The 23,925-nt window shown below is 66.5% G+C and carries 23 protein-coding genes, 2 tRNA genes and 1 other RNA gene; 13 read left to right on the top strand and 13 right to left on the bottom strand.

The window, feature by feature from the left end; translation table 11 throughout:
* Positions 1-604 precede the first annotated feature (604 nt).
* The 13 genes from AAF604_18805 to AAF604_18865 all read right to left on the bottom strand — a co-directional run bounded on the left by AAF604_18805 (position 605) and on the right by AAF604_18865 (position 15,438).
* On the bottom strand, positions 605-1,459 hold the full coding sequence (locus tag AAF604_18805; GenBank protein ID MEM7051725.1) for a hypothetical protein: 855 nt from the start codon (positions 1,457-1,459) through the stop codon (positions 605-607).
* 406 nt (positions 1,460-1,865) lie between these two features.
* On the bottom strand, positions 1,866-2,723 hold the full coding sequence (locus AAF604_18810; protein ID MEM7051726.1) for a hypothetical protein: 858 nt from the start codon (positions 2,721-2,723) through the stop codon (positions 1,866-1,868).
* A 44-nt stretch (positions 2,724-2,767) separates the two neighbouring features.
* On the bottom strand, positions 2,768-3,625 hold the full coding sequence (locus tag AAF604_18815) for a hypothetical protein (protein MEM7051727.1): 858 nt from the start codon (positions 3,623-3,625) through the stop codon (positions 2,768-2,770).
* A gap of 123 nt (positions 3,626-3,748) precedes the next feature.
* A complete protein-coding gene (locus tag AAF604_18820) occupies positions 3,749-4,552 on the bottom strand; it encodes a hypothetical protein (GenBank protein ID MEM7051728.1) in 804 nt (267 codons plus the stop codon).
* 90 nt (positions 4,553-4,642) lie between these two features.
* Positions 4,643-5,488 (bottom strand): hypothetical protein, encoded by an 846-nt coding sequence (locus AAF604_18825; protein ID MEM7051729.1) that lies wholly within the window; start codon positions 5,486-5,488, stop codon positions 4,643-4,645.
* 19 nt (positions 5,489-5,507) lie between these two features.
* Positions 5,508-6,347, bottom strand: coding sequence for a hypothetical protein (locus tag AAF604_18830; protein MEM7051730.1), 840 nt, complete (start codon positions 6,345-6,347; stop codon positions 5,508-5,510).
* 376 nt (positions 6,348-6,723) lie between these two features.
* Positions 6,724-7,539, bottom strand: coding sequence for a hypothetical protein (locus AAF604_18835; protein ID MEM7051731.1), 816 nt, complete (start codon positions 7,537-7,539; stop codon positions 6,724-6,726).
* Between the two features lie 389 nt (positions 7,540-7,928).
* The gene (locus tag AAF604_18840) at positions 7,929-8,450 is read right to left on the bottom strand and encodes a TlpA disulfide reductase family protein (GenBank protein ID MEM7051732.1); all 522 of its coding nucleotides are present in this window, start codon (positions 8,448-8,450) and stop codon (positions 7,929-7,931) included.
* Positions 8,447-10,189 carry a 1-acyl-sn-glycerol-3-phosphate acyltransferase gene (locus tag AAF604_18845; GenBank protein ID MEM7051733.1) on the bottom strand — a complete coding sequence of 581 codons (1,743 nt, stop codon included), beginning with the start codon at positions 10,187-10,189 and terminating at the stop codon, positions 8,447-8,449. The genes AAF604_18840 and AAF604_18845 overlap by 4 nt, the downstream gene beginning before the upstream one ends.
* Positions 10,186-10,743 (bottom strand): ASPIC/UnbV domain-containing protein, encoded by a 558-nt coding sequence (locus AAF604_18850; GenBank protein MEM7051734.1) that lies wholly within the window; start codon positions 10,741-10,743, stop codon positions 10,186-10,188. Before AAF604_18850 ends, AAF604_18845 begins: the two co-directional genes overlap by 4 nt.
* 81 nt (positions 10,744-10,824) lie before the next feature.
* A complete protein-coding gene (locus tag AAF604_18855) occupies positions 10,825-12,624 on the bottom strand; it encodes a VCBS repeat-containing protein (protein ID MEM7051735.1) in 1,800 nt (599 codons plus the stop codon).
* 37 nt (positions 12,625-12,661) lie between these two features.
* A complete protein-coding gene (locus AAF604_18860) occupies positions 12,662-14,188 on the bottom strand; it encodes an NAD(P)/FAD-dependent oxidoreductase (GenBank protein ID MEM7051736.1) in 1,527 nt (508 codons plus the stop codon).
* The gene (locus AAF604_18865) at positions 14,185-15,438 is read right to left on the bottom strand and encodes a hydroxymethylglutaryl-CoA reductase (protein MEM7051737.1); all 1,254 of its coding nucleotides are present in this window, start codon (positions 15,436-15,438) and stop codon (positions 14,185-14,187) included. The genes AAF604_18860 and AAF604_18865 overlap by 4 nt, the downstream gene beginning before the upstream one ends.
* Before the next feature lie 157 nt (positions 15,439-15,595).
* Between AAF604_18865 and AAF604_18870 the strand changes: the two genes are divergently transcribed.
* The 13 genes from AAF604_18870 (at position 15,596) to AAF604_18930 (ending at position 23,910) form a co-directional block, all read left to right on the top strand.
* Positions 15,596-15,672, top strand: a tRNA-Val gene (locus tag AAF604_18870).
* 24 nt (positions 15,673-15,696) lie between these two features.
* Positions 15,697-15,773: transfer RNA gene (locus tag AAF604_18875), tRNA-Val, on the top strand.
* 47 nt (positions 15,774-15,820) lie between these two features.
* Positions 15,821-16,015 (top strand): 50S ribosomal protein L35, encoded by a 195-nt coding sequence (gene rpmI / locus AAF604_18880; protein ID MEM7051738.1) that lies wholly within the window; start codon positions 15,821-15,823, stop codon positions 16,013-16,015.
* A gap of 253 nt (positions 16,016-16,268) precedes the next feature.
* The gene (rplT, locus tag AAF604_18885) at positions 16,269-16,646 is read left to right on the top strand and encodes a 50S ribosomal protein L20 (GenBank protein MEM7051739.1); all 378 of its coding nucleotides are present in this window, start codon (positions 16,269-16,271) and stop codon (positions 16,644-16,646) included.
* A 4-nt stretch (positions 16,647-16,650) separates the two neighbouring features.
* The gene (pheS, locus tag AAF604_18890) at positions 16,651-17,685 is read left to right on the top strand and encodes a phenylalanine--tRNA ligase subunit alpha (protein ID MEM7051740.1); all 1,035 of its coding nucleotides are present in this window, start codon (positions 16,651-16,653) and stop codon (positions 17,683-17,685) included.
* Positions 17,685-19,760: a phenylalanine--tRNA ligase subunit beta gene (pheT, locus tag AAF604_18895; GenBank protein MEM7051741.1), complete on the top strand. Its 2,076-nt coding sequence runs from the start codon at positions 17,685-17,687 to the stop codon at positions 19,758-19,760. The genes pheS and pheT overlap by 1 nt, the downstream gene beginning before the upstream one ends.
* Positions 19,757-19,972 carry a hypothetical protein gene (locus AAF604_18900; GenBank protein MEM7051742.1) on the top strand — a complete coding sequence of 72 codons (216 nt, stop codon included), beginning with the start codon at positions 19,757-19,759 and terminating at the stop codon, positions 19,970-19,972. The genes pheT and AAF604_18900 overlap by 4 nt, the downstream gene beginning before the upstream one ends.
* A 106-nt stretch (positions 19,973-20,078) precedes the next feature.
* Positions 20,079-20,405, top strand: coding sequence for a cell division protein ZapA (locus AAF604_18905; GenBank protein MEM7051743.1), 327 nt, complete (start codon positions 20,079-20,081; stop codon positions 20,403-20,405).
* A gap of 19 nt (positions 20,406-20,424) precedes the next feature.
* A non-coding RNA gene (ssrS, locus tag AAF604_18910) (6S RNA) lies at positions 20,425-20,608 on the top strand.
* A 53-nt stretch (positions 20,609-20,661) separates the two neighbouring features.
* Entirely contained in the window at positions 20,662-22,230 is a 1,569-nt protein-coding gene (gene rny / locus AAF604_18915; GenBank protein MEM7051744.1) for a ribonuclease Y, read from the top strand.
* Positions 22,230-23,015 (top strand): TIGR00282 family metallophosphoesterase, encoded by a 786-nt coding sequence (locus tag AAF604_18920; protein ID MEM7051745.1) that lies wholly within the window; start codon positions 22,230-22,232, stop codon positions 23,013-23,015. Before rny ends, AAF604_18920 begins: the two co-directional genes overlap by 1 nt.
* A 27-nt stretch (positions 23,016-23,042) precedes the next feature.
* The gene (locus AAF604_18925; protein MEM7051746.1) at positions 23,043-23,564 is read left to right on the top strand and encodes an acyloxyacyl hydrolase; all 522 of its coding nucleotides are present in this window, start codon (positions 23,043-23,045) and stop codon (positions 23,562-23,564) included.
* A 94-nt stretch (positions 23,565-23,658) separates the two neighbouring features.
* Entirely contained in the window at positions 23,659-23,910 is a 252-nt protein-coding gene (locus tag AAF604_18930) for a Trm112 family protein (protein ID MEM7051747.1), read from the top strand.
* Positions 23,911-23,925: the final 15 nt, after the last annotated feature.

A 23,925-nucleotide genomic window follows, 5' to 3' on the forward strand; every position in this document is an offset into this window, starting at 1 on the left:
GCTCAGACATCTGCGCTCCGTGCTCGCTCGACGGGCCCCCGGCCGGCTCCTTGGGTGGCTTGAGCACTGCCTTGCCGGTGGTTTTCAGGTTGGGTCCGAGTTACGGGCCGCAATTCTTGAGAGAGGGAGTATTCTGGCGGGCCGCCGTCCTGGGTCCCGTCGGCTGCGCTCGGTGCTCGGAACTCGCGCGTCTGTTGGTGGCTCCGCTGGTCTTGGGTGATTTCCGGAAGTGGCTGGCTTCGGAAGTTTTTTGGGAGCTCAGACATCTGCGCTCCGTGCTCGCTCGACGGGCCCCCGGCCGGCTCCGTGGGTGGCTTGAGCACTGCCTTGCCGGTGGTTTTCAGGTTGGGTCCGAGTTACGGGCCGCAATTCTTGAGGGAGGGAGTTTGCTTGTCGGGCCGCCGTCCGAGGTCCCGTCGGCTGCGCTCGGTGCTCGGAGCTCGCGCGTCGGGCCCTCGGCCGGCTCCTTGGGTGGTTTCCGTGGCAGTCTCGACGGGGGATTGAAGCGTTGGAGATGTCTCTTGCACCCGAGAGACGAAAAAGGGGGAGCTCGAAAGCTCCCCCTTGCGTGTCTGGCGAGTAGCTCTCGCCTGCTTGGACTCCTCTAGAAAACGACGTTCTCGCACTCGTAGGAGATCTCGCAGAGAACCCCCGGCGGGCAGGGCTCGCAGCCCGGCGGGTAGAGGCAGTGCCGGTGACCGCACTCCGCATAGTCGCAGTGGCAGTCGGAGCCTTCGATGAAGTTTCCGTTGTCGTCGACGCTCCAGCCGGTGACGAAGCCGTCGGTGCCGTGGACCCAGGTGTCGGGCTGGCGATCAGCGTTGGTGTCGACCATCACCGCGGCCGGGGCCTGGATTCCGCCGCTGCCGGCCTTGGTGCTCCAGGCGGCGTTGGGTGCGGGGGCGAAGGCGAGGTCGCGGACGAGCTCGCGGGTGCCCTTTTCGCGGGCGTCGACGGGGGTGAAGATGAGGCGCACGCGGACGGCGATTTCGGCGAGGAAAAGACCGCCATCATCGTTGGTGCGGATGATCTCCATTTGGGTGATCGGCTGCTCGCCTTCGAGGACGGTGCGGACGCTGTAGGTTCCGCAGTCGGTCTTGATCAGGTCGAGACCCTCGAACTCCATGGCGATGACCTGGACGCGAGTGCTGGCATGACCGCTGCCGTTGAAGATGGCGTCATCGAGGCGCCGCACGATGGTGTCTGTGCTGCCGAGGGCGCGGACCGGATTGGTCGCCAGGGGCACGCCCTTGAAGCCGATGGAGCCACGGAAGGCTTCGCCGCCGCTGCAGAAGAAGCCGGCCGGGATCGGCTCGAGCAGGAAGTCGGCGCGGGTGGAGCCGTTGTTGGTGGTTTCCCACAGGTCCGGTCCGGCGGCGATGAAGTCGTTGGCGGCGAAAGCAGGGACTGCGATCAACAGGGCGGCGAGGGTCAGGGTCCAGCAGCACTTCTTCAGCATGAAACCTCCTGGAGTGATGAAACGACTCGAGGGATTCGACGGAAAACTGCAGCCGTTCTCGTCACCCGGCAGGGCGCGACATCTTCTCGTCGCCGTCAGCCCGGGGCGCGAAGGAAGCAGCCATCCAATTTTTGTGTACCGGAAGAGATAGTAATAAGTACTTATTATAATGTCAATATGCGCAACTAATCCCTTGTCCTTGTGGGTAACTGTGTTTTAGGCGTGGGTTGATTGAGGTCGAGTCGCGGAATTCGGCTGCCGTGGGCGAGCTCGCCACGGGTCGTCTTCGGTTGCCGGACCGCTGGACCGCCGGCAGTTTTCCTCGGGATAGGGACCACAGAAATGAAAAAGGGGGAGCTCGGAAGCTCCCCCTCTCGTCACGAGATTGATCGCGTGACGGTGTTGACTAGAAGAGGGTAGGGTCTTCGCAGTCGATCGGGATCGGACAGATTTCACCCGGCGGGCAAGGCTCGCAGCCCGGCGGATAAAGGCAGTGGCGGTGACCGCACTGGCTGTAGTCGCAGTGGCAGTCGGAGCCCTCGACGAGGTTGCCGTTGCCGTCGACGCTCCAGCCGGTGACGAAGCCATCGGTGCCATAGATCCAGGTGTCGGGCTGGCGGTCGGCGTCGGTGTCGACCATCACGGCGGACGGCGTTTCGACACCGCCGCTGCCGGCCTTGCTGCTCCAGCCGGCATTGGGGGCGGGGGCGAAGACGAGGTCGCGGACGAGCTCGCGGGTGCCCTTTTCACGTGCCTCGATGGGGGTGAAGATCAGCCGAACGCGGACGGCGATTTCGGCGAGGAAGAGGCCGCCGTCGTCGCTGGTACGGATGATCTCCATCTCGGTGATGGGCTGCTCACCTTCGAGAACGGTGCGCACGCTGTAGGTGCCGCAGTCGGTCTTGACCAGATCGAGGCCCTCGAACTCCATAGCGATGACCTGCACGCGAGTGCTGCCATGGCCGCTACCGTTGAGGACGGCGTCATCGAGGCGCTGCACGATGGTGTCGGTGCTGCCGAGAATTCGGTTGGGGTGCGTTGCCAGGGGCACGCCCTTGAAGCCGATGGCGCCGCGGAAGGCCTCGCCGCCGTTGCAGAAGAATCCTGCCGGGATGGGCTCGAGCAGGAAGTCGGCGCGGGTGGAGCCGTTGCTGGTAGTTTCCCACAGGTCCGGTCCAGCGGCGATGAAGTCGTTGGCGGCGAAAGTGGGGGCCGCCAGCAACAGCGCGGCGAGGGTCAGGGTCCAAAAGCACTTTTTGATCATAGAGATCTCCAGGATTCAAGTGTCGGTTGGAAGTACTTGCAGGCTTAGAGCATCGGTTCTAGTGCGCAGAAGCTTGGACAGTCGACGCCCGCTGTGCACCCTCTCCAGCACTCGGACGATGGCTGCAGGCAATGCTTGTGACCGCATTCCGAGTAGGTACAGTGGCAGTCGGAGCCTTCGACGAGGTTGCCGTTGTCGTCGGGGGACCAGCCGGTGACGAAGCCGTCGGTGCCATAAACCCAGGTGTCCGGCTGGCGGTCGGCATCGGTGTCGACCATCACCGCAGTCGGAGTCTCGACGCCGCCGTGGCCTGCCTTGGTGCTCCAGCCGGCGTTGGGAGCGGGGGCGAAGGCGAGCTCGCGCACGAGGGAGCGAGCGCCCTTTTCACGCGCTTCGATGGGGGTGAAGATGAGGCGCACGCGGACGGCGATTTCGGCGAGGAAAATGCCGCCATCGTCGCTGGTGCGGATGATCTCCATGTTGGTGATCGGCTGTTCACCCTCGAGCACGGTGCGGACGCTGTAGGTGCCGCAGTCGGTCTTGACCAGGTCGAGTCCCTCGAATTCCATGGCGATGACCTGCACCCGGGTGCTGCCGTGGCCGCTGTCGTTGAGGACGGCGTCATCGAGGCGCTGCACGATGGTGTCGGTGCTGCCGAGGATGTGGTTGGGGTGAGTCGCCAGGGGCACGCCCTTGAAGCCGATGGCGCCGCGGAAGGCTTCGCCCCCGTTGCAGAAGAAGCCAGCCGGAATCGGCTCGAGCAGGAAGTCGGCGCGGGTGGAGCCGTTGCTGGTGGTTTCCCACAGGTCCGGTCCAGCGGCGATGAAGTCGTTGGCGGCGAAAGTGGGGGCTGCCAGCAGCAGGGCGGCGAGGGTCAGGGTCCAGCAACACTTCTTCAACATGAAAGTCTCCTGGAGTGAAAGAAGAGCTCAAGGCCGCCGAGGGCGTCTCGGCGACAGAGCCCTGGACCTCGCCCTCAGCGAGGTCCAGGGGATGGTGGCGATAGGGCTGCGGATCGATCCGCTCTAGAGGGCGGGAGCGCCGAGACAGTGCCGGTGGCCGCACTCCAGGTAGTCGCAATGACAGTCGATGGTGTCGTAAGGAGCCTCGAAGCTGCCTTCGCCTTCGGTGCTCCAACCGGCGACGAAGTCGGGCGTACCTCCGATCCAGGTGTCAGGGTTGCGATCAGCGTCGGTGTCGACCATTACCGCGGCCGGTGCCTCGATCCCGCCTTCGCCTGCTTTGGTGCTCCAGGCAGCGTTGGGGGCGGGGGCAAAGGCGAGCTCACGGACCAGCTCGCGGGTGCCCTTCTCGCGGGCCTCGACGGGGGTGAAGATGAGACGCACGCGCACCGCGATCTCGGCCAAGAAGAGGCCGCCGTGATCATGGGTGCGCAGGATCTCCATCTCGGTGATCGGCTGCTCGCCCTCGAGGACGGTATGCACGCGATAGGTACCGCAGTCGGTCTTGACAAGGTCTAGGCCCTCGAACTCCATGGCGATCACCTGGACGCGGGTGCTGGCGTGGCCGCTACCGTTGAAGACGGCGTCATCGAGGCGCTGCACGATGGTGTCTGTGGTGCCGAGGGCACCGGCCGGCCGCGTCGTGATCGGCACGCCCTTGAACTCGATGGAGCCCCGGTAGGCTTCACCGCCGTTGCAGAAGTAGCCGGCCGGGATGGGCTCGAGCAGGAAGTCGGCACGGGTTGAGCCGTTGTCGGTGGTTTCCCACAGGTCCGGTCCGGCGGCGATGAAGTCGTTGGCGGCGAAAGTGGGTGCTGCGAGCAGCAGGGCGGCGAGGGTCAGGGTCCAACAGCACTTCTTGGTCATGGGGTGCCTCCAGGGTTGAGCGATAGGCATTGTGAGTCTGGGTCCGGGAGCCCGAAGGCTCCCCTCGGAGTACCGGATTCCCGCAGGCTGCTAGCGCAACTCACACTCGATGGTGATCGGGCAGAACTGGTTCGGCGGGCAGGGCTCGCAGCCCGGCGGATAGAGGCAGTGCTGGTGGCCGCACTGGGCGTAGTCGCAGTGACAGTCTGAGCTCGCATAGGCCGTGCCGTTGTCGCCGACTTTCCATCCCGTGACGAAGCCATCGGTGCCGTGGACCCAGGTGTCCGGCTGGCGATCGGCATCGGTGTCGACCATGACGGCCGCGGGCGCTTCGATGCCACCGCGGCCTGCCTTGGTGCTCCAGCCGGCGTTGGGGGCTGGGGCGAAGGCGAGGTCACGGACCAGCGTGCGGATGCCCTTTTCACGCGCCTCGACGGGGGTGAAGATCAGGCGCACGCGGACGCCGATTTCGGCGAAGAAAAGGCCGCCGTCGTCACTGTTGCGGATGATCTCCATGTTGGTGATCGGCTGCTCGCCCTCGAGGACGGTGCGCACGCTGTAGGTGCCACAGTCGGTCTTGACGAGATCGAGGCCCTCGAACTCCATGGCGATGACCTGGACGCGAGTGCTGGCGTGGCCGCTGCCGTTGAAGACGGCGTCATCGAGGCGCTGCACGATGGTGTCGGTGCTGCCGAGGGCGCCGGCCGGATGCGTTGCCAGGGGCACGCCCTTGAAGCCGATGGTGCCGCGGAAGGCTTCACCTCCGTTGCAGAAGAAACCAGTCGGGATGGGCTCGAGGATGAAGTCGGCACGGGTGGTGCCGTTACTGGTGGTCTGCCACAGGTCCGGTCCGGCGGCGATGAAGTCGTTGGCGGCGAAGGTCGGAATCGCCAAGAGGGTAGTCAGTGCGAGAATCGAGAGAATTTTCTTGTTCATGTTGCTCTCCTGAATCTGTCTAGAGCGCGCAGTCAACGGGGCAGAAGATCAGATCGTCTTCGGTGCAAGGGCACGGGTCTGGCGGCGAAAGGCAGTGGCGGTGGCCGCACTCGAGGTAGTCGCAGTGGCAGTCAGTGCGCTCGAGGGTGCTGACGCCGTCCGAGCTCCAGCCGGTGACAAAGCCGTCGGTGCCGTAGATCCAGGTGTCGGGCTGGCGGTCGGCGTCGGTGTCGACCATCACCGCGGAAGGCGTCTCGATACCGCCGGCGCCGGGCTTGCTGGCCCAGGCGGCGTTGGGGGCGGGGGCGAACTTGAGATCGCGCACCAAGGTGCGGGTGCCCTTCTCGCGGGTATTGACGGGAGTGAAGATGAGGCGCACGCGGACGGCGATCTCGGCGAGGAAAATGCCGCCGTTGTCGTCGGTCCGGAGGATCTCCATCTCGGTGATCGGTTGCTCGCCTTCGAGGACCGTGCGAACGCTGTAGCTACCGCAATCGGTCTTGATGAGGTCGCTGCCCTCGAACTCCATGGCGATGACCTGGACGCGGGTGCGGGCCAGGTTGCTGCCGTTGAAGACGGCGTCGTCGAGACGCTGGACGATGGTGTCGGTGGTGCCGAGAGCAACCGCCGGCTGAGTGGCGATCGGCACACCTCGGAAGGCGATGACGTCATTGAAGGCGGCGCCGCCGGCGCAGAAGAAGCCCGCGGGAATGGGCTCGAGGAGGAAATCGGCGCGGGTGGCACCGCCGTCGGCGGTCTCCCACAGGTCCGGGCCGGCGGGGATGATGTCGTTGATGGCGAAGAGCGGTGTGGTGAGAAGAGCGGCGAATGCGAGGGTGCAGCAAAACTTCTTGAACATGAGACCTCCTGGAGTGATCGAACGACTCGAGGGAAAACGAGAAAACCGAAGTCGTTCCGATCACCCGGCGGGGCGCGACATCGGCGCCCCACGCGCGAGGTCCGGCGGGGTGATAAGCGCATTCTTTCTGGTGCCGGGAAAGACCGTAATAAGTATTTATTATAATGTCAAGATGCGCAATTAACCTCCTATCTCTGTACAGATCTCTGTTTTAACTCTGGCGGTTGGCCGTATTTTTATTGATCTCTGTAATTTAGATAAAGCCCTTTTTTTCAGAGGTATACGGCAAGGGCTTGGAGTTACTCGCTGGAAGGAGGGGTTGGAGAGGGGGGCAGGGCCTCGACTCGGTCGAGGCCCTGGATGCTTCGAGACCAGCCTACTGGGCGACGGGCATCGCCTCGAAGGGGCCCGGAGCCGACAGGCAGTGACGGTGACCGCAGGAGGCGTAGTCGCAGTGGCAGTCGGAGCCTTCGGAGAAGTTTCCGTTGCCGTCGATGCTCCAGCCGGTGACGAAGTCCGGCGTGCCGCCGATCCAAGCGTCTGGGGTGCGGTCGGCATCGGTGTCGACCATCACCGCCGCGGGCGTTTCGATGCCGTCCGGTCCGACCTTGTTGGCCCAGCGAGCGTTCGGAGCCGGCGCGAAGGCGAGCTCGCGCACCAGCGTGCGGGTGCCCTTCTCGACCGCGTCGATGGGCGAGAAGATCAAGCGCACGCGCACCGCGATCTCGGCCAGGAAGCGACCGCCGTTGTCGTCGTCACGCAGAATCTCCATCTCGGTGATCGGCTGCTTGCCCTCGAGGACGGTGCGCACGTGGTAGGTGCCGCAGTCGGTCTTGACGATGTCGAGACCCTCGAACTCCATGGCGAGTACCTGGACGCGGGTGCGGGCGTGGCCGCTGCCGTTGAAGACCGCGTCGTCGAGGCGCTGCACGATGGTGTCGGTGGTGCCCAGGATGTCCGCCGGCCGGGTGGTCAGGGGAACGCCCTTGAAGGCGATCGAGCCGCGGAAAGCCTCGCCGCCGTTGCAGAAGAAGCCGGCCGGGATGGGCTCGAGCAGGAAGTCGGCACGGGTGGAGCCGTTGTCGGTGGTCTCCCACAGATCCGGTCCGGCGGTGATGACGTCGTTGGCGGCGAAGGCCGGCGAAACGAGGAGAGCGGCGACGACGAGAACCTGCACAAACTGCTTGACCATGGAACCTCCTTGGGGTTGGTCAACCGATGAATTGGGCGTTCGGGCCAATGGGGTCGGTTGTCCAGGGCGCGGCGGAGCTCGCGCGCGAGCCCGCCGGAGCGGGGCACATCGCCGGAGGAACATATTTTCGAGTAACCTGATGCAAATATAGTCATCTTTACGGAAAAGTCAATGTTTTTATTTAAACTTATGCGTATAGAATCCGCTGCCCAGGACTGCCGACACGTAGGTCGTTCTCGGGGTATCGCAGTCGTCGAAGCTCCTGAGCCCAACGGGCGAGGTGGCGGCAAAGGCGCCGAGGTCGCGGCCGCCCTGGATTGAGGCTCCCGGCTGAGGGGTGAGAGCGATCGACCCGTGCACTGGCGGGCCGCGCAGGCTCGAGGGCGCGCCTAGAGCTCGCCGGGTTCGACAGCCGGCAGGTCGAGCCGCGCTGCGATGTCGTGGCCAACGATCTGGCCACGCACGACGTCGCGAACGATGCCCTCGGAGTCGATCAGCAGGGTGTGGGGAATGGCGAGGCCGCCGAGGCGGGTGAAGGTTTCCTGGTCACCGATCAGAACCGGGTAATCGATGCTGCGCTCGGCGACGAAGGGTCGCACCACCTCGGCGCCGCCTTCATCGAGGGCCACGCTGATCAGGCGCAGGCGCGGATCGGCGTCGAGCTCGCGCAGCAGCGGGATCTCTTTGAGGCAGGGCTGACACCAGGTGGCCCAGAAGGTCAACACCGTCGGTTGGCCCACCAGCTCGGTGGAACCCAGCGGGGTGCCTTCGAGGCTGGGCAGCGAAAAAGCCGGCAGGGGGCGACCGACCTCCACTCCAGAGCCTGCGCCGCCGCAGGCCAGTTGCAGGGCGATGACGACCAGCAAGGCGGGGAGTCCGGCGGCGGATCGGCGATGGGACTTTCGCATCATGTCGTTTCCTTGTGATCCGTTGAGGCGAAGGCGGAGCCGTGGAAGATCCCGGGGCGACGCGCCAGAAGCGCGCCGAGGGTCTCGGCCATGGTGCTTCGGACGCGGGCGTCGAGGGCGCGGTAGACGGCCGGGTCGTCGGCCGCATCGGCGGCTCCGTACTGGCGCGGGTCGATCGGCGGGAGTACCTCGATATGCCATTTGCTGGGCAAGGGCACCAGCGAGAGGGTTGGAGTGATCGGGAGCGTCGGCCAATCGCTGAGGCGCTTCCACCAATCCCAATCGAGCTTCGCCAGGATGGGAAAGATCTCGGCGCTGCCAACCACCACGAAGGGGATGATCGGAGCTCCATGGCGCAGCGCCAGGCGGGCGTAGTCGGGCCGGAAGCGGGTCAATCGATGGCATTGTCGGTAGGGCAGGAAGGCGCCCCGGATGCCCTCCGGAAAAACCGCCAGGAGCTTGCCCTGGGAGAGCACCCAATCGCCGTTGCGTCGGCAGGCCGGGATGCCGCCGCAGCGACTGATGTAAGGCGCCAGATGGGGAAGTTTGACCAGCGCTGGATGGATCAGGAAGCGCGGGTAGCGGCCGAGATCTCGCGCCAGCCGATGCAGCATCATCACTCCGTCCCACGGCTGGTGGCCGCGGTGGTTGGCGACCAGCACCGCCGGTCCGTGGCGCGGCACGTGTTCGAGGCCACGCCACTCGATACGCCACCAACGGTCGTGGAGGAACCGAAACAGGGTGCGGCCGAGACGATCGATATAGGGACGGTCGAGACTGAAGGGGTCGAATTCGAGCTCGGCGACGGGTCTTTCGAGGCTGGCCGGGGGCAGCGGCTGTGGGCGATGGGAAGGGCTGGTCATGATGCGACGGCGAGCCGCGTCGCTGACCGTGAAGGGGTAGCGCAGCCCTTCGACGGCGTCGGGTTGGTCGCCGCGCCAGCGCAGCAGCCAGCGCAGCACAGTGGTGGGTATCGGGAGCCGGTGAACGCCTTCGCGGCGCAGGGCCCGATGCAGTGGGACCACCCCTGGCGGGGCGACGTGCCAGGTTCCGGGGGCCAGCTCGCCGCGGACGGCGGCGGCGATGGCGGCGGCCAGCTCCGCGCACGAAAGCCACTGGATCGGTGGGTCGTAGCCGGCTGGAGTCGCCGCCACCTTGCCGGCCAGGAGACGGCCGAAGACATCACGTCCCCCGGTCGCGGCGAGGGGCGTCGGTCGCAGCACCACCGGTGCCGTGGCGGTTGCGGTCGCGATCTCCGTCACCTGCGCCTCGAGCCGGCGCCAGCGCCGGGCGACCCGGTCCTCGGGCGGTCGACGGGGCAGCTCGTCCTCGCCGACGTGGCCCAGGTGACGGTGGCTGGGAGCATGGATGCGGGCGCTCGAGATCAGGATCAGGCTTCGCCTGTCGCAGCCGCGGTCGGAGTCGCCGACCCAGTCACCGAGAGCCGCCACCAGGCCTCGGTCCGAAGCCTGGAGTGCCTCACCCAGGGTGTGTCGGGTGCGGCGCTCGGCGAGTACGACGAGGGTTTCGACCTCTGCCGCCAGAGGCTTCTCCGGAAGGGGGTGCTCGAGTCCCGCGAGCGGCTCGACGGGAACTCCGTCGAGGGCCGCGGACAGGGCCCCGCCGACGGCCGCTGCGAGGCCCGCTTCGGTGGGCCAATGCCAGAGGTGAAGGCGGGTCGGTGGGTCCGGTAGGGGCGGACGGGGCGACTCGCCGGCGTCGAGGCCGGCCGGTGGCGTCACGGATTCCCCGTGCCGTCGGCTGCCACCAGGCTCGAGCCCTGGCCTTCGATGATCCGCAGCCGGTGACGGGCCGGCAGCTCGGTGAAGGTCTCGACCAGACCGCTCGGCCAATGCACCGTCAGGCGATCCGCCTGAGGCTCTTCACCGAGACCGAAGCTCAGGCGCCGATGATGCTGTGAGGCGTAGCTCGATCCGGCGACCACTAGCTGAGTCTGCGGTTCGCCGGCGATCTCCAGGGTGACCCGTGCCCCGATAGCGGAACGGTTGCTGGCGGTGCCCTCGAGCTCGACGCTCAACCAGTGGTGGCGCGCGCCGACATCGTTGCGCAGCAGGGAGGGGCGGGCCCTTTCGGGGTCGCCGCTGTCGCCGGGATTGTTGTTGATCGCCAGGTCGAGATCGCCGTCGTTGTCGAAATCGGCGATCGCCAGGCCGCGGGCGTCGAGCCCTTGATCGGCGCCCAGCGCCATGGCGACGTCGACATAGCGCGGAACGCCGTGCTCGTCCGGCCCTTCGTTGCGCAGCAGGTTGTTGGTCTCGTAACCATTCCACGACATCGCGCCGCGAAACTCATCACTGTAGAAGGTGCCCTTTTTGTACTCGTCGATGTGCGCGACCGCGCCCAAGATGTAGGGCAGTCAAAGATCGTCGTGGGTTTCCCCACTGATCCAGCCGTTGTTGGCGTAGAGGTCCTGGCGGCCGTCGTTGTCGAAGTCGAGGAAGGCCGATCCCCAGTACCAGCCGAAGGGGTTGGCGCCGGCGATCTCCGCCCGGTCCTCGAAGCGGCCGCCATCGTTGAGGAGCAGCGAGTTGCCCTTCACCATGGCGTCGCCGTAGTCCCGCCAGTCGGCGCCGGTATAACCGTAGATTTCGCGGTAGAGGTCGAAGTCGTCCCCCAAAGTCCCCTGGCGAAGACTGTTGAGCAGGTAGCGGTAGAGGGTCGTGGATTGGCCGTACCAGCGCTGCCCCGAGTGGACGTTCGAAACATAGAGGTCGAGATCGCCGTCGTTGTCCGCGTCGCCCCAGGAGCTACTCATGCCGAAGCCGAAGTCGATGGCGCCGCTCTCGGCGCTGACGTCGGCGAAGCGCACGTTGCCGGACTCGTCCGGGCCGTCGTTGCGCAGCAGAGCGTTGCGGCCGAAGTCGTTGGCGACATAGAGGTCGACATCGCCGTCTTCGTCGTAGTCCGCCCAGGCGGTGCCGAGGGTGAGGCCACCATCGCTCACGCCGGCGCTCGCGGTGACCTCCGTGAAGCGGAAGTCGCCGTCGTTGCGCAGTAGCGAGTTGCCCTGGCCGTTGCGGGTGTAGAAGAGCGTCGTCGGCAGGTCGACGCGAGGATCGAGATAGCGACCCAGGTAGAGATCGAGATCGCCGTCGCCATCGTAGTCGGCGGCGCTGGCGACGGTGACGAAGGTCGCGATCGCTGCCAGGTTGGCGCTCAGGTCGGTGAACTGGACGATGCCGGCGTCGTCCGGTCCGTCGTTGCGAAACAGCAGGTTCTGGTCCATGAACCGACCGAGGAAGAGGTCGTCGTCGCCATCTTCGTCGAGGTCGACGAAAAGGGCGACGTTGGTGCTGGCGGCCTCCACCGGAAGACCGCTGGCGGCGGTGATGTCGGTGAAGCGCAACTCGCCGTCCTCGCCAGGGCCGAGGTTGCGATAGAGGCGGGGCTCGATGCCGTCGCCGAAGTAGAGGTCCACCCAGCCATCGCCGTCGGCGTCGGCGGCGGAAACGCCGGCCGAGCCATAGGGCAGGATCTCGAAGGCCTTCGGAGCCCACTCGGCGGTGGCGAAGCGCGGATTGATGCGCCCCCGATGGTCGAGCCCTGCCGCCGCCGCGATATCGACGAAGCCATCGCCCCGGCCGAGGGTGGTGGTGCCTTCGAGAAGCTCCTGGCGAGTGATCTGCCAGCCGGCGGTGGGCTGCTCCGAGCGTTCGAGGTGAAGGCGCAGGGAGGCTTGGCTCTCGAAGCGGTGGCCGTCGGCCTGCTCGCCCCGAAGCCACAGGACGGCGGCCACAACGGCGCGATCTTCGCTGCTCTCGATCACCCGGCCGAGCTTTGCCTTGGCGACTTCGAGGCTGTTCACACCCTCGAGGAGGCGGGCCATCTGCGCCTCGACGGCGGCCTTGTCGGTCACCGCTCCGACCTCCTCGCGCTGCCAGCGAAAGACCTCGACGCCGTCCCGTTCGGAGGTTCGCTGCTGGCTCCAGCGGGCGCCTTCGGGGTTGTCGTAGTGGTCCGCGTAGCATCCCGCCACGCGTGCCGGATCCTGCTCCCGTAGGCCGGCACCGAGCTCCGTCAGCAGCTTGATCGCCGCCGTGCCGGTGGTCGCCAGGCGGTCCGCCTGGCTTTCGATGCGGTGGTTGGCGCCGGCGAGCAGGGCCAGCAGGAGAAGCGGTGGCAACAGCCACCACAGCAGTTTTCTTCGTCGGCTCATCAAGCTCTCCTTACGGCGCCTCGCGAACGGCGCCGCCTCACGTATTTCGAGGCGTCCGAAGGGGGTTGGATGTTTCTTGGGCGATGCGTTCGGCAACTCGCTGGGCGGAGACGATGACCGGCGTGATTCCGCCGCCGGGGCGCACCCAGTGGCCCACCCGGTAGAGGCCTGGGAGCGGTCCAGCCAGCCCCGGACGCGCCGCGCCGAGCTGGTCCGGTGCCATCTCCCAGCCGAGCATGGCGCCGGCGGTGTTGCGGGTGAAGCGCCAGGAGGTGTGGGCCGAGGCGGCGCTGCGCTCGACCACCTTCTCCTCGATGCCCGGAATCACCCGCGCCAGGTGGTCGAACATCTCGCCTTCGACCGCCGCCTTGTGCTGCGGCCAGCGGCCTCGCCGGTCGAGGCTTTCGTAGTCGATCTCCTGGACCTTCTGCAGAATCACGATCTGGCCTCCCGGCGGTGCCAGGGACGGGTCGTAGAGGGTGGGCGCGAAGATCTTGCAGATCAAGCCGTCGCGGCCCACCCGGTCCGGGTCCCAGTGGCGCCAGTAGTAGCCCTGGGCGCGCTCGAGAACGTCGTCCGGCACGTCGCGCAGGCCGATGTGGACCAGGAAGCAGGGGAAGCTCGGCCGGCGCTGCCCGGGGCGGTCGTCGAGGGAGGAGTCGCAAATCTCTGCCGGCAGCAGATCGCGACCGGTGTGGTGCAGGTCGGCGTTCGACACCACCACTTCCGTTGCCACCCGATAGTGGCCTTTGAGCTTGCCGCGGTCGGTGGCCAGGCGCACGCCGGAGACGCGGCCATCGCTGGCTTCGATGCCGTCGGCGGCGGTGCTCATCAGGATCTCCCCGCCGGCTTCTTCGAAGACCCGGGCGAGCTCGTCGGCGAAGTCCTGGGAGCTGCCCCGCGGGTAGTAGTTGCCGAGGAAGTAGGACAGGCGCAGCATCGAGTCGAAGACAAAGGAGGTCCGTGCCGGCGGCGAGCCCCAGTGAGGACAGTCGGCGGTCAACAACAGGCGCAGCTTGGGATCGTCGATGTGGCGGTCGAGAACGTCCGTCACGCTGAGCGGCGCAAGGTCGCCGAGGAGGCGTTCCGGGCGATTGCGGAAATACACCATCAGGCCGCGGGCATAGGCCTGCTCGGCCTGGGCGAAGAAGCCGTCGAGGGCCTTCTTCTGGTGCGGGAACTGGTCGTCGAGGCGCTGGCGGTAGGTGGCGAAATCGGCCGGCACTTCGAAGCGACTGCCGTCCGGGAAGTGGAAGGTGTCCACCGGATCCATTTGCACCCACTCGGTCTCGACGCCGAGGCCGGCGAGGAGCTTGCCGGTGAGGGTGGTCGGGTTGCCGAGCAGGGGATAGAAGTGCGACGCCGCGTCGAAGGTGTAGCCAGCGCGGCGGAAGGTGCTGCAATAGCCACCGACCATGTAGTGCTGCTCGACCAGCAGGACCGAGAGCCCTTGACGGACGAGCAGGTTGGCGCTGACCAGGCCGCCGATGCCGGCGCCGATCACCACCGCGTCGTAGTGGCGTCGCGGGCCGGTCTGGCGCAGGCCGCGAAACCGCCGCTTCACGAGTCCTGGTCCCGGCTCTCCGGCGGGCGATTGCGGCCGTAGGCTTCGTGGGCCTGGACGAACTCGCCGCTGGCGATCGCGCCGGCCATCGACAGATCGCCGGCGAGAACGGTGGCGGCGGTGATCTCGGCCAGCTTGCGGGCCCCGCCGGTGCCGGCACAGCCGAGCATCTCGAGGCACTCGCGCGCGGTGCCGCTGCCGGTGCCGCCACCGACGGTGCCGAGGGTGAGCGAAGCGAGCGTCGCGCTGGCCTCGAGATCGCCCTCCGGAGTGGCCTCGAGCTGGGTCAGCCCGAGGCAGGAGTTGGCGACATTGGCGACATCCTGGCCGCAGGCGATGAACAGCGCCGTGAGGCCGTTGGCGTAGTGTCCGCAGTAGCCCAGGGAGCCGCTCGTCAGGTGTCCGACGACGGTGTCGCGCCACAGCGAGGCCATCGCCTCGGCGGTGGTGCCGAGCACCGCCCGCACCACTCGGCGGGGCAGGCGGGCGCCGGCGACGACCTTCTTGCCCTTGCCGCCGCGCAGCAGCGATCCGGCGGGTCGTTTCTCGGCGCTGTAGCCGCTGAACACCAGATAGCGGTCGCCGCCGACGTGCTGCTGCAGATAACGGCAGGCGGCGTCGGTGGCGCGTACGATCATGTTCATGCCGTGGGCGTCGCCGGTCGAGTAGACGAAGTCGACGATCACCTGGCGGCCCGCCGGCAGGGCGGTGACGTCGAGCAGCTTGCCGTGTTGGGTGGTGGCTTCGGCGGCTCGGCGAATCGCCGGCAGATGTTGCTCCAGCCGGCCGGCGAAGTCGTGGGCTGCGGCGACATCCGCGAAGTGGAAGATCGGCGACACGCGGTTGCTGTCTCGGTAGATGCGAGCTTGTGCGCCGCCGGAGCGGGTGAGAGCGGTCATGCCGCGCTCGTAGGAACGCACCAGGGCGCCTTCGGTGGTCGCCAGCGGCACGTAGAAGATGCCGCGGGCGTGCTCCCCCTCGACCTGCAGCGGTCCGGCGATGCCGAGCGGTACCTGGGCGACTCCCACCGGATTCTCGATGTTGCCGCGCATCGCCTGCGAGTCGACCGAGAATCGACCGACGTGCTCGAGGCGGGCACCGGTCTGCTCTTCCACCCAGCGGCGGCGCTCGGCCATCTGGTCGCGGCCATATCCCTGGTCGGCGAAACGCGGGATGAGCTGACGCGAGCGCGGCGTGGAGCGCTTGGCGTGGGACTTCTCCGGGGCCTGGTCGGTGGGGTCGTCGGTCACCTTTCGATGATAGCAATCGCAGTGAGTATGTGAATCTCTGCCTCGCGTCGCTGCGGTGACGATCTCGGGCGCCTTTGGTTGACACTGTGGAAAGTCCTTTGCTAGCCTCGCCAACCTTCGACGGCACGGATAACTGTGTCCGTCGGGCGGTGAATCAAGGCCCGTAGCTCAGCTGGTTAGAGCGCTACGTTGACATCGTAGAGGTCAGCGGTTCGAGTCCGCTCGGGCCTACCATTCGCCGCACCGCCTGCGCGGGATAGGCGCTTAGCTCAGCTGGTTAGAGCGCTACCTTCACACGGTAGAGGTCAGCGGTTCGAGTCCGCTAGCGCCTACCAATCGGCGGACCAACGACCAGAGCCGTGAGCTCTCAGGAGTAACGATCGTGCCGAAGCAGAAGACCCACCGCGGCGCCGCCAAGCGCTTCAAGGTCACCGGAACCGGGAAGGTGCGTCGTCATCACTCGATGACCAGCCACATCCTGACCAAGAAGACCACCAAGCGGAAGCGCAATCTGCGCCAGTCGACGGAAGTTTCGCCGGGCTTCTCCAAGATCATCAAGGAAGTCCTGCACAACTAGCAGGCTGCTGAAAATCTGCGTCGGCAGCCTGCCTCCGGGCCCGAGGGCCCGGCGCTGGCGGAGCCAGCGCGATGGGAGAGGAGGCCCAAGAACCGCGCTTCTTGGGCCGGAGAGGGGCGCGTAGCCCGTCTCGGAACAAATCCTCGGCTGCTGCTGGAACGAACCTGTCCAGTGGGGCCGAAGCCGGACCTTCGCCGCTCGGAGGCTCCGGCCTGACCGCTTCCCTCCCCGGAAGCAGAAACGAGGTTCATCGATGTCACGTGTCAAGCGCGGGAATACCCGCAAGAATCGTCGTCAGAAGATCCTGAAGCAGGCCAAGGGCTACTACGGGGCCAAGAGCAACAACCACCGCGTCGCCAAGCAGGCGGTGGATCGCGCCCTCTCCTATGCCTACCGTGACCGGCGCCAGCGCAAGCGTCAGATGCGCAGCCTGTGGATCGTGCGCATCAACGCCGCCGCCCGCGAGCACGGCTTGAGCTACAGCCGTCTGATCGCCGGCCTCAAGGCCGCCGGCTCCGAGCTCGACCGCAAGGCTCTGGCGGAGATCGCGGTGCACGACAGCGCCGCATTCGCCCAGATCGCCGAGCTCGCCAAGCAGTCCCTCGAGGAACCGGCCGCCGCGGAGGCTTGATCGCATGTCCGCTCCCGGGGTCGACCTGGAGGAGCTGACGCGGCGCTTCGGCGAGGAGGCCAGCGGGGTTACCGATCGGCCCTCCTGGGAAAGCCTCCGACTGGCTTGGTTGGGGCGCAAGAACGGCATCGTGCGCGGCCTCCTCGGCCGTATGAAGGATGTCGAGCCCGCCGAGCGCCGCGACTTCGGGCAGTCCGTCAATCAGCTCAAGAGCCTGGTCGAGGCGCGCCTCGAGGCCCTCGATCAGGAGCTCACCGGTGCCGAAGCGGAGGTCGAACGCCGCCAGGCGGCGGTGGACGTCACCCTGCCCGGTCGGCGGGCCGCTCTGGGCAGCCTGCATCCGGTGACGCTGGTGGTGCGCGACATGGAGCGCATCTTCGCCGAGCTCGGCTTCAGCGTCGCCGAAGGCCCCGAAGCGGAAACCGATTACCACAACTTCGAGGCCCTGAACTTCCCCCACGACCACCCGGCGCGGGATACGCAGGACACTTTCTTCTTGAAGAACGGTCTGCTGCTGCGCACCCACACTTCGCCGGTGCAGATTCGCACCATGCTGGCCCGCAAGCCTCCGATCCGGGTGATCTGTCCGGGGCGCGTCTACCGCAACGACAACGACCTGCGGCACTCGCCGATGTTCCACCAGGTGGAGGGCCTGGTGGTCGCCGAGGGCATCACCATGGGCCATCTCAAGGGCACCCTCGAGGCCTTCATCCAGCGCCTGTTCTCGCCCGACACGGGGGTCCGCCTGCGGCCCAGCTACTTCCCCTTCACGGAGCCTTCGGCGGAGGTCGACATCACGTGTCCCTTCTGTCGCGGCAAGGGTTGTGAGGTCTGCTCCGGCTCCGGTTGGATGGAGATCCTGGGCTCCGGCATGGTGGATCCGCGGGTGCTCGAAGGCTGTGGCATCGATCCCCGCGTCTACAGCGGCTTCGCCTTCGGCATGGGCGTCGATCGGGTGGCGATGATCCGCTACGGCATTCCCAACATTCGGTTGCTCTTCGACAACGACGAGCGCCTTCTGCGGCAGGTGCAAGGCTGATGCTGTTCTCGCGCAACTGGCTGGCCGAGTACGTCGAGCTGCCGGAGTCGATCGACGACCTGGCGCGCGCCCTCACCGACGTCGGACTCGCCGTCGAGACCGTCGAGGAGTCCGGCGACGACCTGCTGCTCGATGTCGATGTCACCACCAACCGCCCGGACTGCATGAGTCACTACGGTCTGGCGCGGGAGGCGGCGGTGGCCCTCGGGCGCCCCCTCGCGGCGCTCGACCACCGGGTCGACGAGAGCGGCGTGCCGACCAGCGATCAGATCGCGGTGCACCTCGATGATCCGGAGGGCTGTCCGCGCTACGTCGCGCGGGTGGTGCGCGGAGTGTCCGTCGGGCCCAGTCCCGAGTGGCTCCGGCGCCGCCTCGAGGCGATCGGGGCGCGACCGATCAACAACATCGTCGACTTGACCAACTTCCTGCTGTGGGAGACCGGCCAGCCCCTTCACGCCTTCGACCTCGACAAGATCGGCGGCGGCGAGATCCGGGTGCGGCGGGCACGCCCCGGGGAGTCCCTGACCACCCTCGACGGCGAGGAGCGCGAGCTCGACGAGGAGATCCTGGTGATCGCCGACGGCGCCGAGGCGGTGGCCTTGGCGGGTGTGATGGGTGGCCTCGATTCGGAGGTCACCGGCGAGACCGTCAACGTGCTCATCGAAGGAGCTCATTTCCAGCCCCAGCGGGTGCGCAAGGCGGCCGGCGCCCTCGCCATGCACACCGATGCCTGCCATCGCTTCGAGCGCGGCGCCGATCCCGGAGCCTGCGGTTGGGTGGTCGATCGGGCGGCTCGCCTGATGGCCGAAGTCGCCGGCGGCGAGATCGCTCCGGGACGGGTCGATGCGCGAGTCGACGAGGCGTCGCCGCGCCGCGGCCGGCTCGAGATCGAGCGCCTCGATGCTTTCGCCGGGGTCGCCATTGCACCGTCGCAGACGGAAGGCTGGCTGCGCGGTCTGGGTTTCGACCTCGAGCCGACGTTGGAGCCGCGGGGTTGGTGGGTGACGGTGCCGAGCTGGCGGCTCTACGATTTCCCGGCCGGTCCCGGCGGTGAGGTCTACGAAGCCGACATTTTCGAAGAGGTACTGCGTCACTTCGGTCTCGACAACATCCCCTCGGCGTTGCCCGCCGTCGGCGGATCCGACGCTCCCGCCTCGCCGGCTCAGCGGCGGCGCGAGCGGCTGCGCGACCGGATGTGGGCGGAAGGCTACGCCGAAGCGGTCAATTTCGCCTTCTTGTCGGCCGAGGCCGATGCCGCCTGTCCCGCCCTCAGCCAGGTTCTGGGATTGCCGTCGGAGCCCCTCGAGCTCGCCAACCCGCTGTCCGATCGCTATCGCTGGATGCGCCGCTCGCTGGTGCCGGGACTGGCCGAGAACGGTGCCTTCAACCTGCGGCGCGGTGCGCCTTCGGTGCGCCTCTTCGAGGTCGGGACGGTCTTCCACCGTGCCGGTGCCGATGCCGAGCTGCCGGCCCTCGAGACGGAAACTCTGGCGTTGCTCGCCGGCGGTTCCCTGGGAGAGCCCTGGGACGGAGCGCGCGAGATCGACTTCTTCGCCCTCAAGGGGGTGGTCGAGCGCCTCGCCGAGACCGCCGGGGTGGCGCTGGGCTACCGACCCGCGAAGCTGCCCGGCTTGGTCGAGGGAACCACCGCCGAAGTTCTCCTCGGAGAGCGGCCGGTGGGCTATCTGGGCCAGCTCGACGCCGACGGTGACGTGGCGCTGCTGGTCGCCGAGATCGACCTCGCCGCCTTCGCCGAGGCGAGCGCTGCCGGGCCGGTGAAGCTGCCGTCTCGTTTCCCCAACGTCGATGCCGACTTCACCCTCACCCATGCCCTCGACACGCCGTGGGCGGAGATCGCTGCGGTGATCGAGGCCAACCGTCCGGAGGACCTGCTGTTCTTCGGCCTGAAGGACCGTTACGTCGGTCGCGGAGTGCCGTCGGGGGCGGTCAACACCACCTGTCATTTCGTCTACGGATCGCGGGCGGGCTCCTTGACCCAGGAAGAGGTCAATCAGCGTCAGCAGGCTCTGATGGCCCACCTGACGGAGCGTTTCGCCTGGAAGGGGGAGGCATGAGCGGAGAAGACCGCTGGTTGGGAGTGCTCGAAGAGAAGGTGCGCGATGCGGCGACCCTGATCCGTCGTCTGCGCGAGGAAAATCAGCGGATGGCGGAACGCCTCGAAGAGCTCGAGCAGCAGGGCGCCGACCGTTGGCAGGAAGAGCGTTCCGAGATCCGCACGCGCGTCGAAGCGCTCGCCAACGGTCTCGAAGAGCTTCTCGAGGAGTAGCGTCGGAAAAGCCCCGGAAGCCCTCCCTGGAGGCCTCGTCGGGTGTGCTATAGTTGCCCTCAAGTCCCTGTAAGTAAGCCATTTGTGGCGCGGGACCGGAATGATCATGGACGCCGAGAAGACGCAGCCTTCGACGACTGAGTTGGAGATTTTCGGCGCGATTTATAGCGTTCGAGGCCGGGACGACCGGGAGCATCTGGAGAAGCTTGCGGCGCATGTGGATCGCACCATGCGCGAAATCTCCGAGCAGGTCCGAACCGTTGATCGCGGCAAGATCGCTATTTTGGCGGCCTTGAATATCGCGGACGAGCTCTTTCGAAGTCGGCGGGACGAGGAAGGGGTACGGGTCGAGATCAAAGAAAAGGTGATGGCCCTTGCGGGGGAGTTGGCCGCAGTGCTCGAAACAGATGGCCGCGAGGGTCGCCCTGGATGAAAAGATTGGAATGGATGTGCATCCCCTGTGCAGTTGGTGATGGGTCAAGCAATCGTAGAACCAACACCAATACTTCGGGAGTCTTCACCTGCGGGCTTGTGCAAGCCCTGCGTCTGTAGGGAGCTAATGGCTCGCAGCGCGGACACCCACCTGGCGCGTTTCAGGTTCTAAACGCGGCAGCCCCACGGCTTCGCGGGGGATGCCTTCCGCCTTCATCGCCGATCGACTCGCCCCCCGTGGAGGAATAGGGGGCACCATGGAGAACATCGACTGGACTGCGAATTTGCTGCTGTTGGCAGCATTCGCCGTGGCCTTCGGAGTCTGGTGGAGGTTTCAGCGCCGGGCCGGCCAGCGCCTGTTGGCCGATGGCCAGCGGCAGGTCGAGAAGCTCCTCGCCGATGCCGAGCGCCAGGGCGAATCGAAGCTGCGCGAGGCCGACCTGGTCGCGAAGGAGAAGCTGCTCCAGGCGCGCAGCGAGTTCGAGAAGGCGGCTCGCAAGGATCGCATCGAGCTCGAGAAGCTCGAGCGCAAGCTCAATCAACAGCAGGATGACCTCGACCAGCGGGCCCGCGACGTCGGTCGCCGGGAGAAGGACACCAAGTCCCAGGAGCGCTCCGTCGAGACCCGCGAGCGCAAGGTCGAAGAGCAGGAGCAAGAGCTTGCCGGCCTGCTCGAGGAAGAGCGCCACAAGCTCGAGCAGATCGCCGGCTTGACCGCCCAGCAGGGCAAGGAAGAGCTGCTGCGCCTAATGGAGGACCAGGCGCGCATCGATGCTGCCCATCTGGTCAAGCGGATCGAGGACGAAGCGCGCGAGAAGGCCCATCGCGAAGCGCAGCGCATCATCGGCATGGCGGTCCAACGCTCGGCTTCGGACTATGTGTCGGAAACCACCGTCTCGGTGGTGGTCCTGCCCTCGGACGAGATGAAGGGGCGCATCATCGGCCGCGAAGGGCGCAATATCCGCGCCCTCGAGATGGCCACCGGCGTCGACCTGATCGTCGACGACACGCCGGAAGCGGTGATCCTCTCGGGGTTCGATCCCTATCGCCGCGAGATCGCCCGAGTGGCGCTCGAACGGCTGATCACCGACGGCCGCATCCATCCGGCTCGCATCGAAGAGGTGGTCGAGCGGGTGAAGGCGGAGTTCGAAGAGCTGGTGCGCCAGGAAGGTGAGGCGGCGGTGCTCGAGCTCAACCTCGCCAACGTCCACCCGGAGCTGGTCAAGCTGCTCGGCCGCCTGCGCTACCGCACCTCCTACGGGCAGAACGTCCTGAAGCACAGCAAAGAGGTCTCCTTCCTCGCCGGCACCATGGCGGCGGAGCTCAAGGCCAACGTTCACGTCGCCAAGCGGGCCGGCCTGATGCACGACATCGGCAAGGCCATCGACCGCGAGATGGATGGCTCCCATCTCGAGATCGGCATCGATCTGCTGCGCAAGTACGGCGAGAGCGAAGCCGTGATCCACGCCATGGCCTGCCATCACGGGGATTACGAGCCGGAGACCGTCGAAGCGGTGCTGGTGACCGCGTCCGACGCCCTGTCGGCGGCGCGGCCCGGAGCGCGGCGGGAGATCCTCGAGACCTACGTCAAGCGGCTGGAGAAGCTCGAGGAGATCGCCGGTGGTTTCAAGGGGGTGCAGAAGACCTATGCCATCCAGGCCGGTCGCGAGATTCGCATCATCGTGGACTGCGAGAAGATCGCCGACGAGAACGCCATCTGGTTGTCCAAGGACATCGCCCGCAAGATCGAAGCGGAGCTCACCTATCCGGGCCAGATCAAGGTCACGGTGATCCGCGAAACCCGCGCCATCGAGTACGCCAGGTAATGAAGCTTCTCTTCGTCGGTGACGTCATGGGCAAGCCCGGACGACGGGTGTTGGCCGAGCAACTGCCGCGCCTGATCGACCGCCATCGGATCGATTACTCGATCGTCAACATCGAGAATGCGGCCGGCGGGTTCGGGGTGACGGAGAGCGTCTTCGCCGAGTTCGAGCGTCTGCCGATCGACTGCTATTCGACCGGCAACCACGTTTGGGACAAGCGCGAGGTGCGCGGCATCCTCGAGCGCGAGCCCCGGCTGCTGCGACCGGCCAACTACCCGGACACCAATCCCGGTCGCGGGCTCTACGTCGGGCGGAGCGCGGCCGGGGTGCCGGTCGCGACCCTCAACCTCGAAGGCCAGGCGCTGATGGGCACCTTGGATTCGCCCTTCACCGCCGCCGATCGGCTGCTCGCCGAGCTCGATCCCGAGGTCAAGGTGATTCTGGTCGACTTCCATGCCGAGGCGACCAGCGAAAAGCAGGCCATGGGTTTCTTTCTCGACGGCCGGGTGAGCGCCGTCTTCGGCACCCACACTCACGTTCCGACGGGCGACGAGCGGGTGTTGCCGCAAGGTACCGCCTTCATCACCGACGTCGGCATGACGGGACCCTACGAGTCGGTCATCGGGATGCGCCACGACAAGGTGGTGGAGCGCTTCCTGAGAAAGACCCACGTGCCGTTCGAAGTCGCCAAGCGGGACGTCCGCCTGGCCGGCGCCGTGGTCGACGTCGACGAGACCACCGGCCGGGCGCGGACCGTCGAGCGATTGCTCATACCGCGCGATTCCTGAACCGTTTCAGAGGAGACGAGGGGCTTGGTGAAGCAATCCACCCGGTGGGTCTTGTTGTGTGCGGCGACGCTGTTGCTGACCGCCGTTTCGGCCTCGGCGCAGGTCTTCGAGCCGAGTGAGCTGGTGGTCAGCGCCGGAGTCTTCAATGTGCTCAACGACGAGCGCGATAACGAGGTCGGCGTCGAGCTGCGTCTGGGCACCTTCGAGCTGCCCCTGGGGCGGCACCGCATTCCCCTCGGCGTCCAGTTCGGGGCGATGGCGACGGAAGAGAGCGCCTACTACATCTATGGCAGCTTTCGCTACGACTGGTGGTTGTCGCAGCGCTGGCGCCTGACGCCGTTTCTCGGTGGCGGCATCTACTCCGCCGGCGATGGCAAAGACCTCGGTGGGCCGGTGGAGTTTCGCTCCGGTCTCGAGCTCTCCGTCGGCTTGACCGAGCGCTCCCGTCTGGGCCTTTCCTTCTACCACCTGTCGAATGGCGTTCTCTACGACTCGAATCCCGGCGCCGAGTCCCTGGTGGTGGTGTTCAGCCGGCGGCTGGGAGGCTGAGCCGGAAGGCTCCGCCGAAGTCGAAAAAGGAGCCCTCGGATCGCCTTTGGAGGCGCTCCCGCTGTGCTACGATCCGGCCCTGGAGGTTGCCGAAATGCCTGTCGATCCTGAGCTTCTCGAGATTCTCGTCTGTCCCAAGTCCAAGGGCCAGCTGGAAGTGGTCGCCTTGCCCGAAGAGGTTCGCACGGAGCTGGTCGAGAAGTACCGCTCCCATTTTCGGGACGAGGAGCCGGAGGTGGAAGAAGGGCTCTTCGCCGAGGCTTCGAGCCTGGTCTACCCGATCGTCTCGGATATCCCGATCATGCTGATCGACGAAGCGCTCCCGGCCTCGGTCATCGGTCGGTAGTCGATCCTTCCCGAG

The sequence above is a fragment of the Acidobacteriota bacterium genome, assembly GCA_039028635.1.
Taxonomy (GTDB): Bacteria; Acidobacteriota; Thermoanaerobaculia; order Multivoradales; family JBCCEF01; genus JBCCEF01.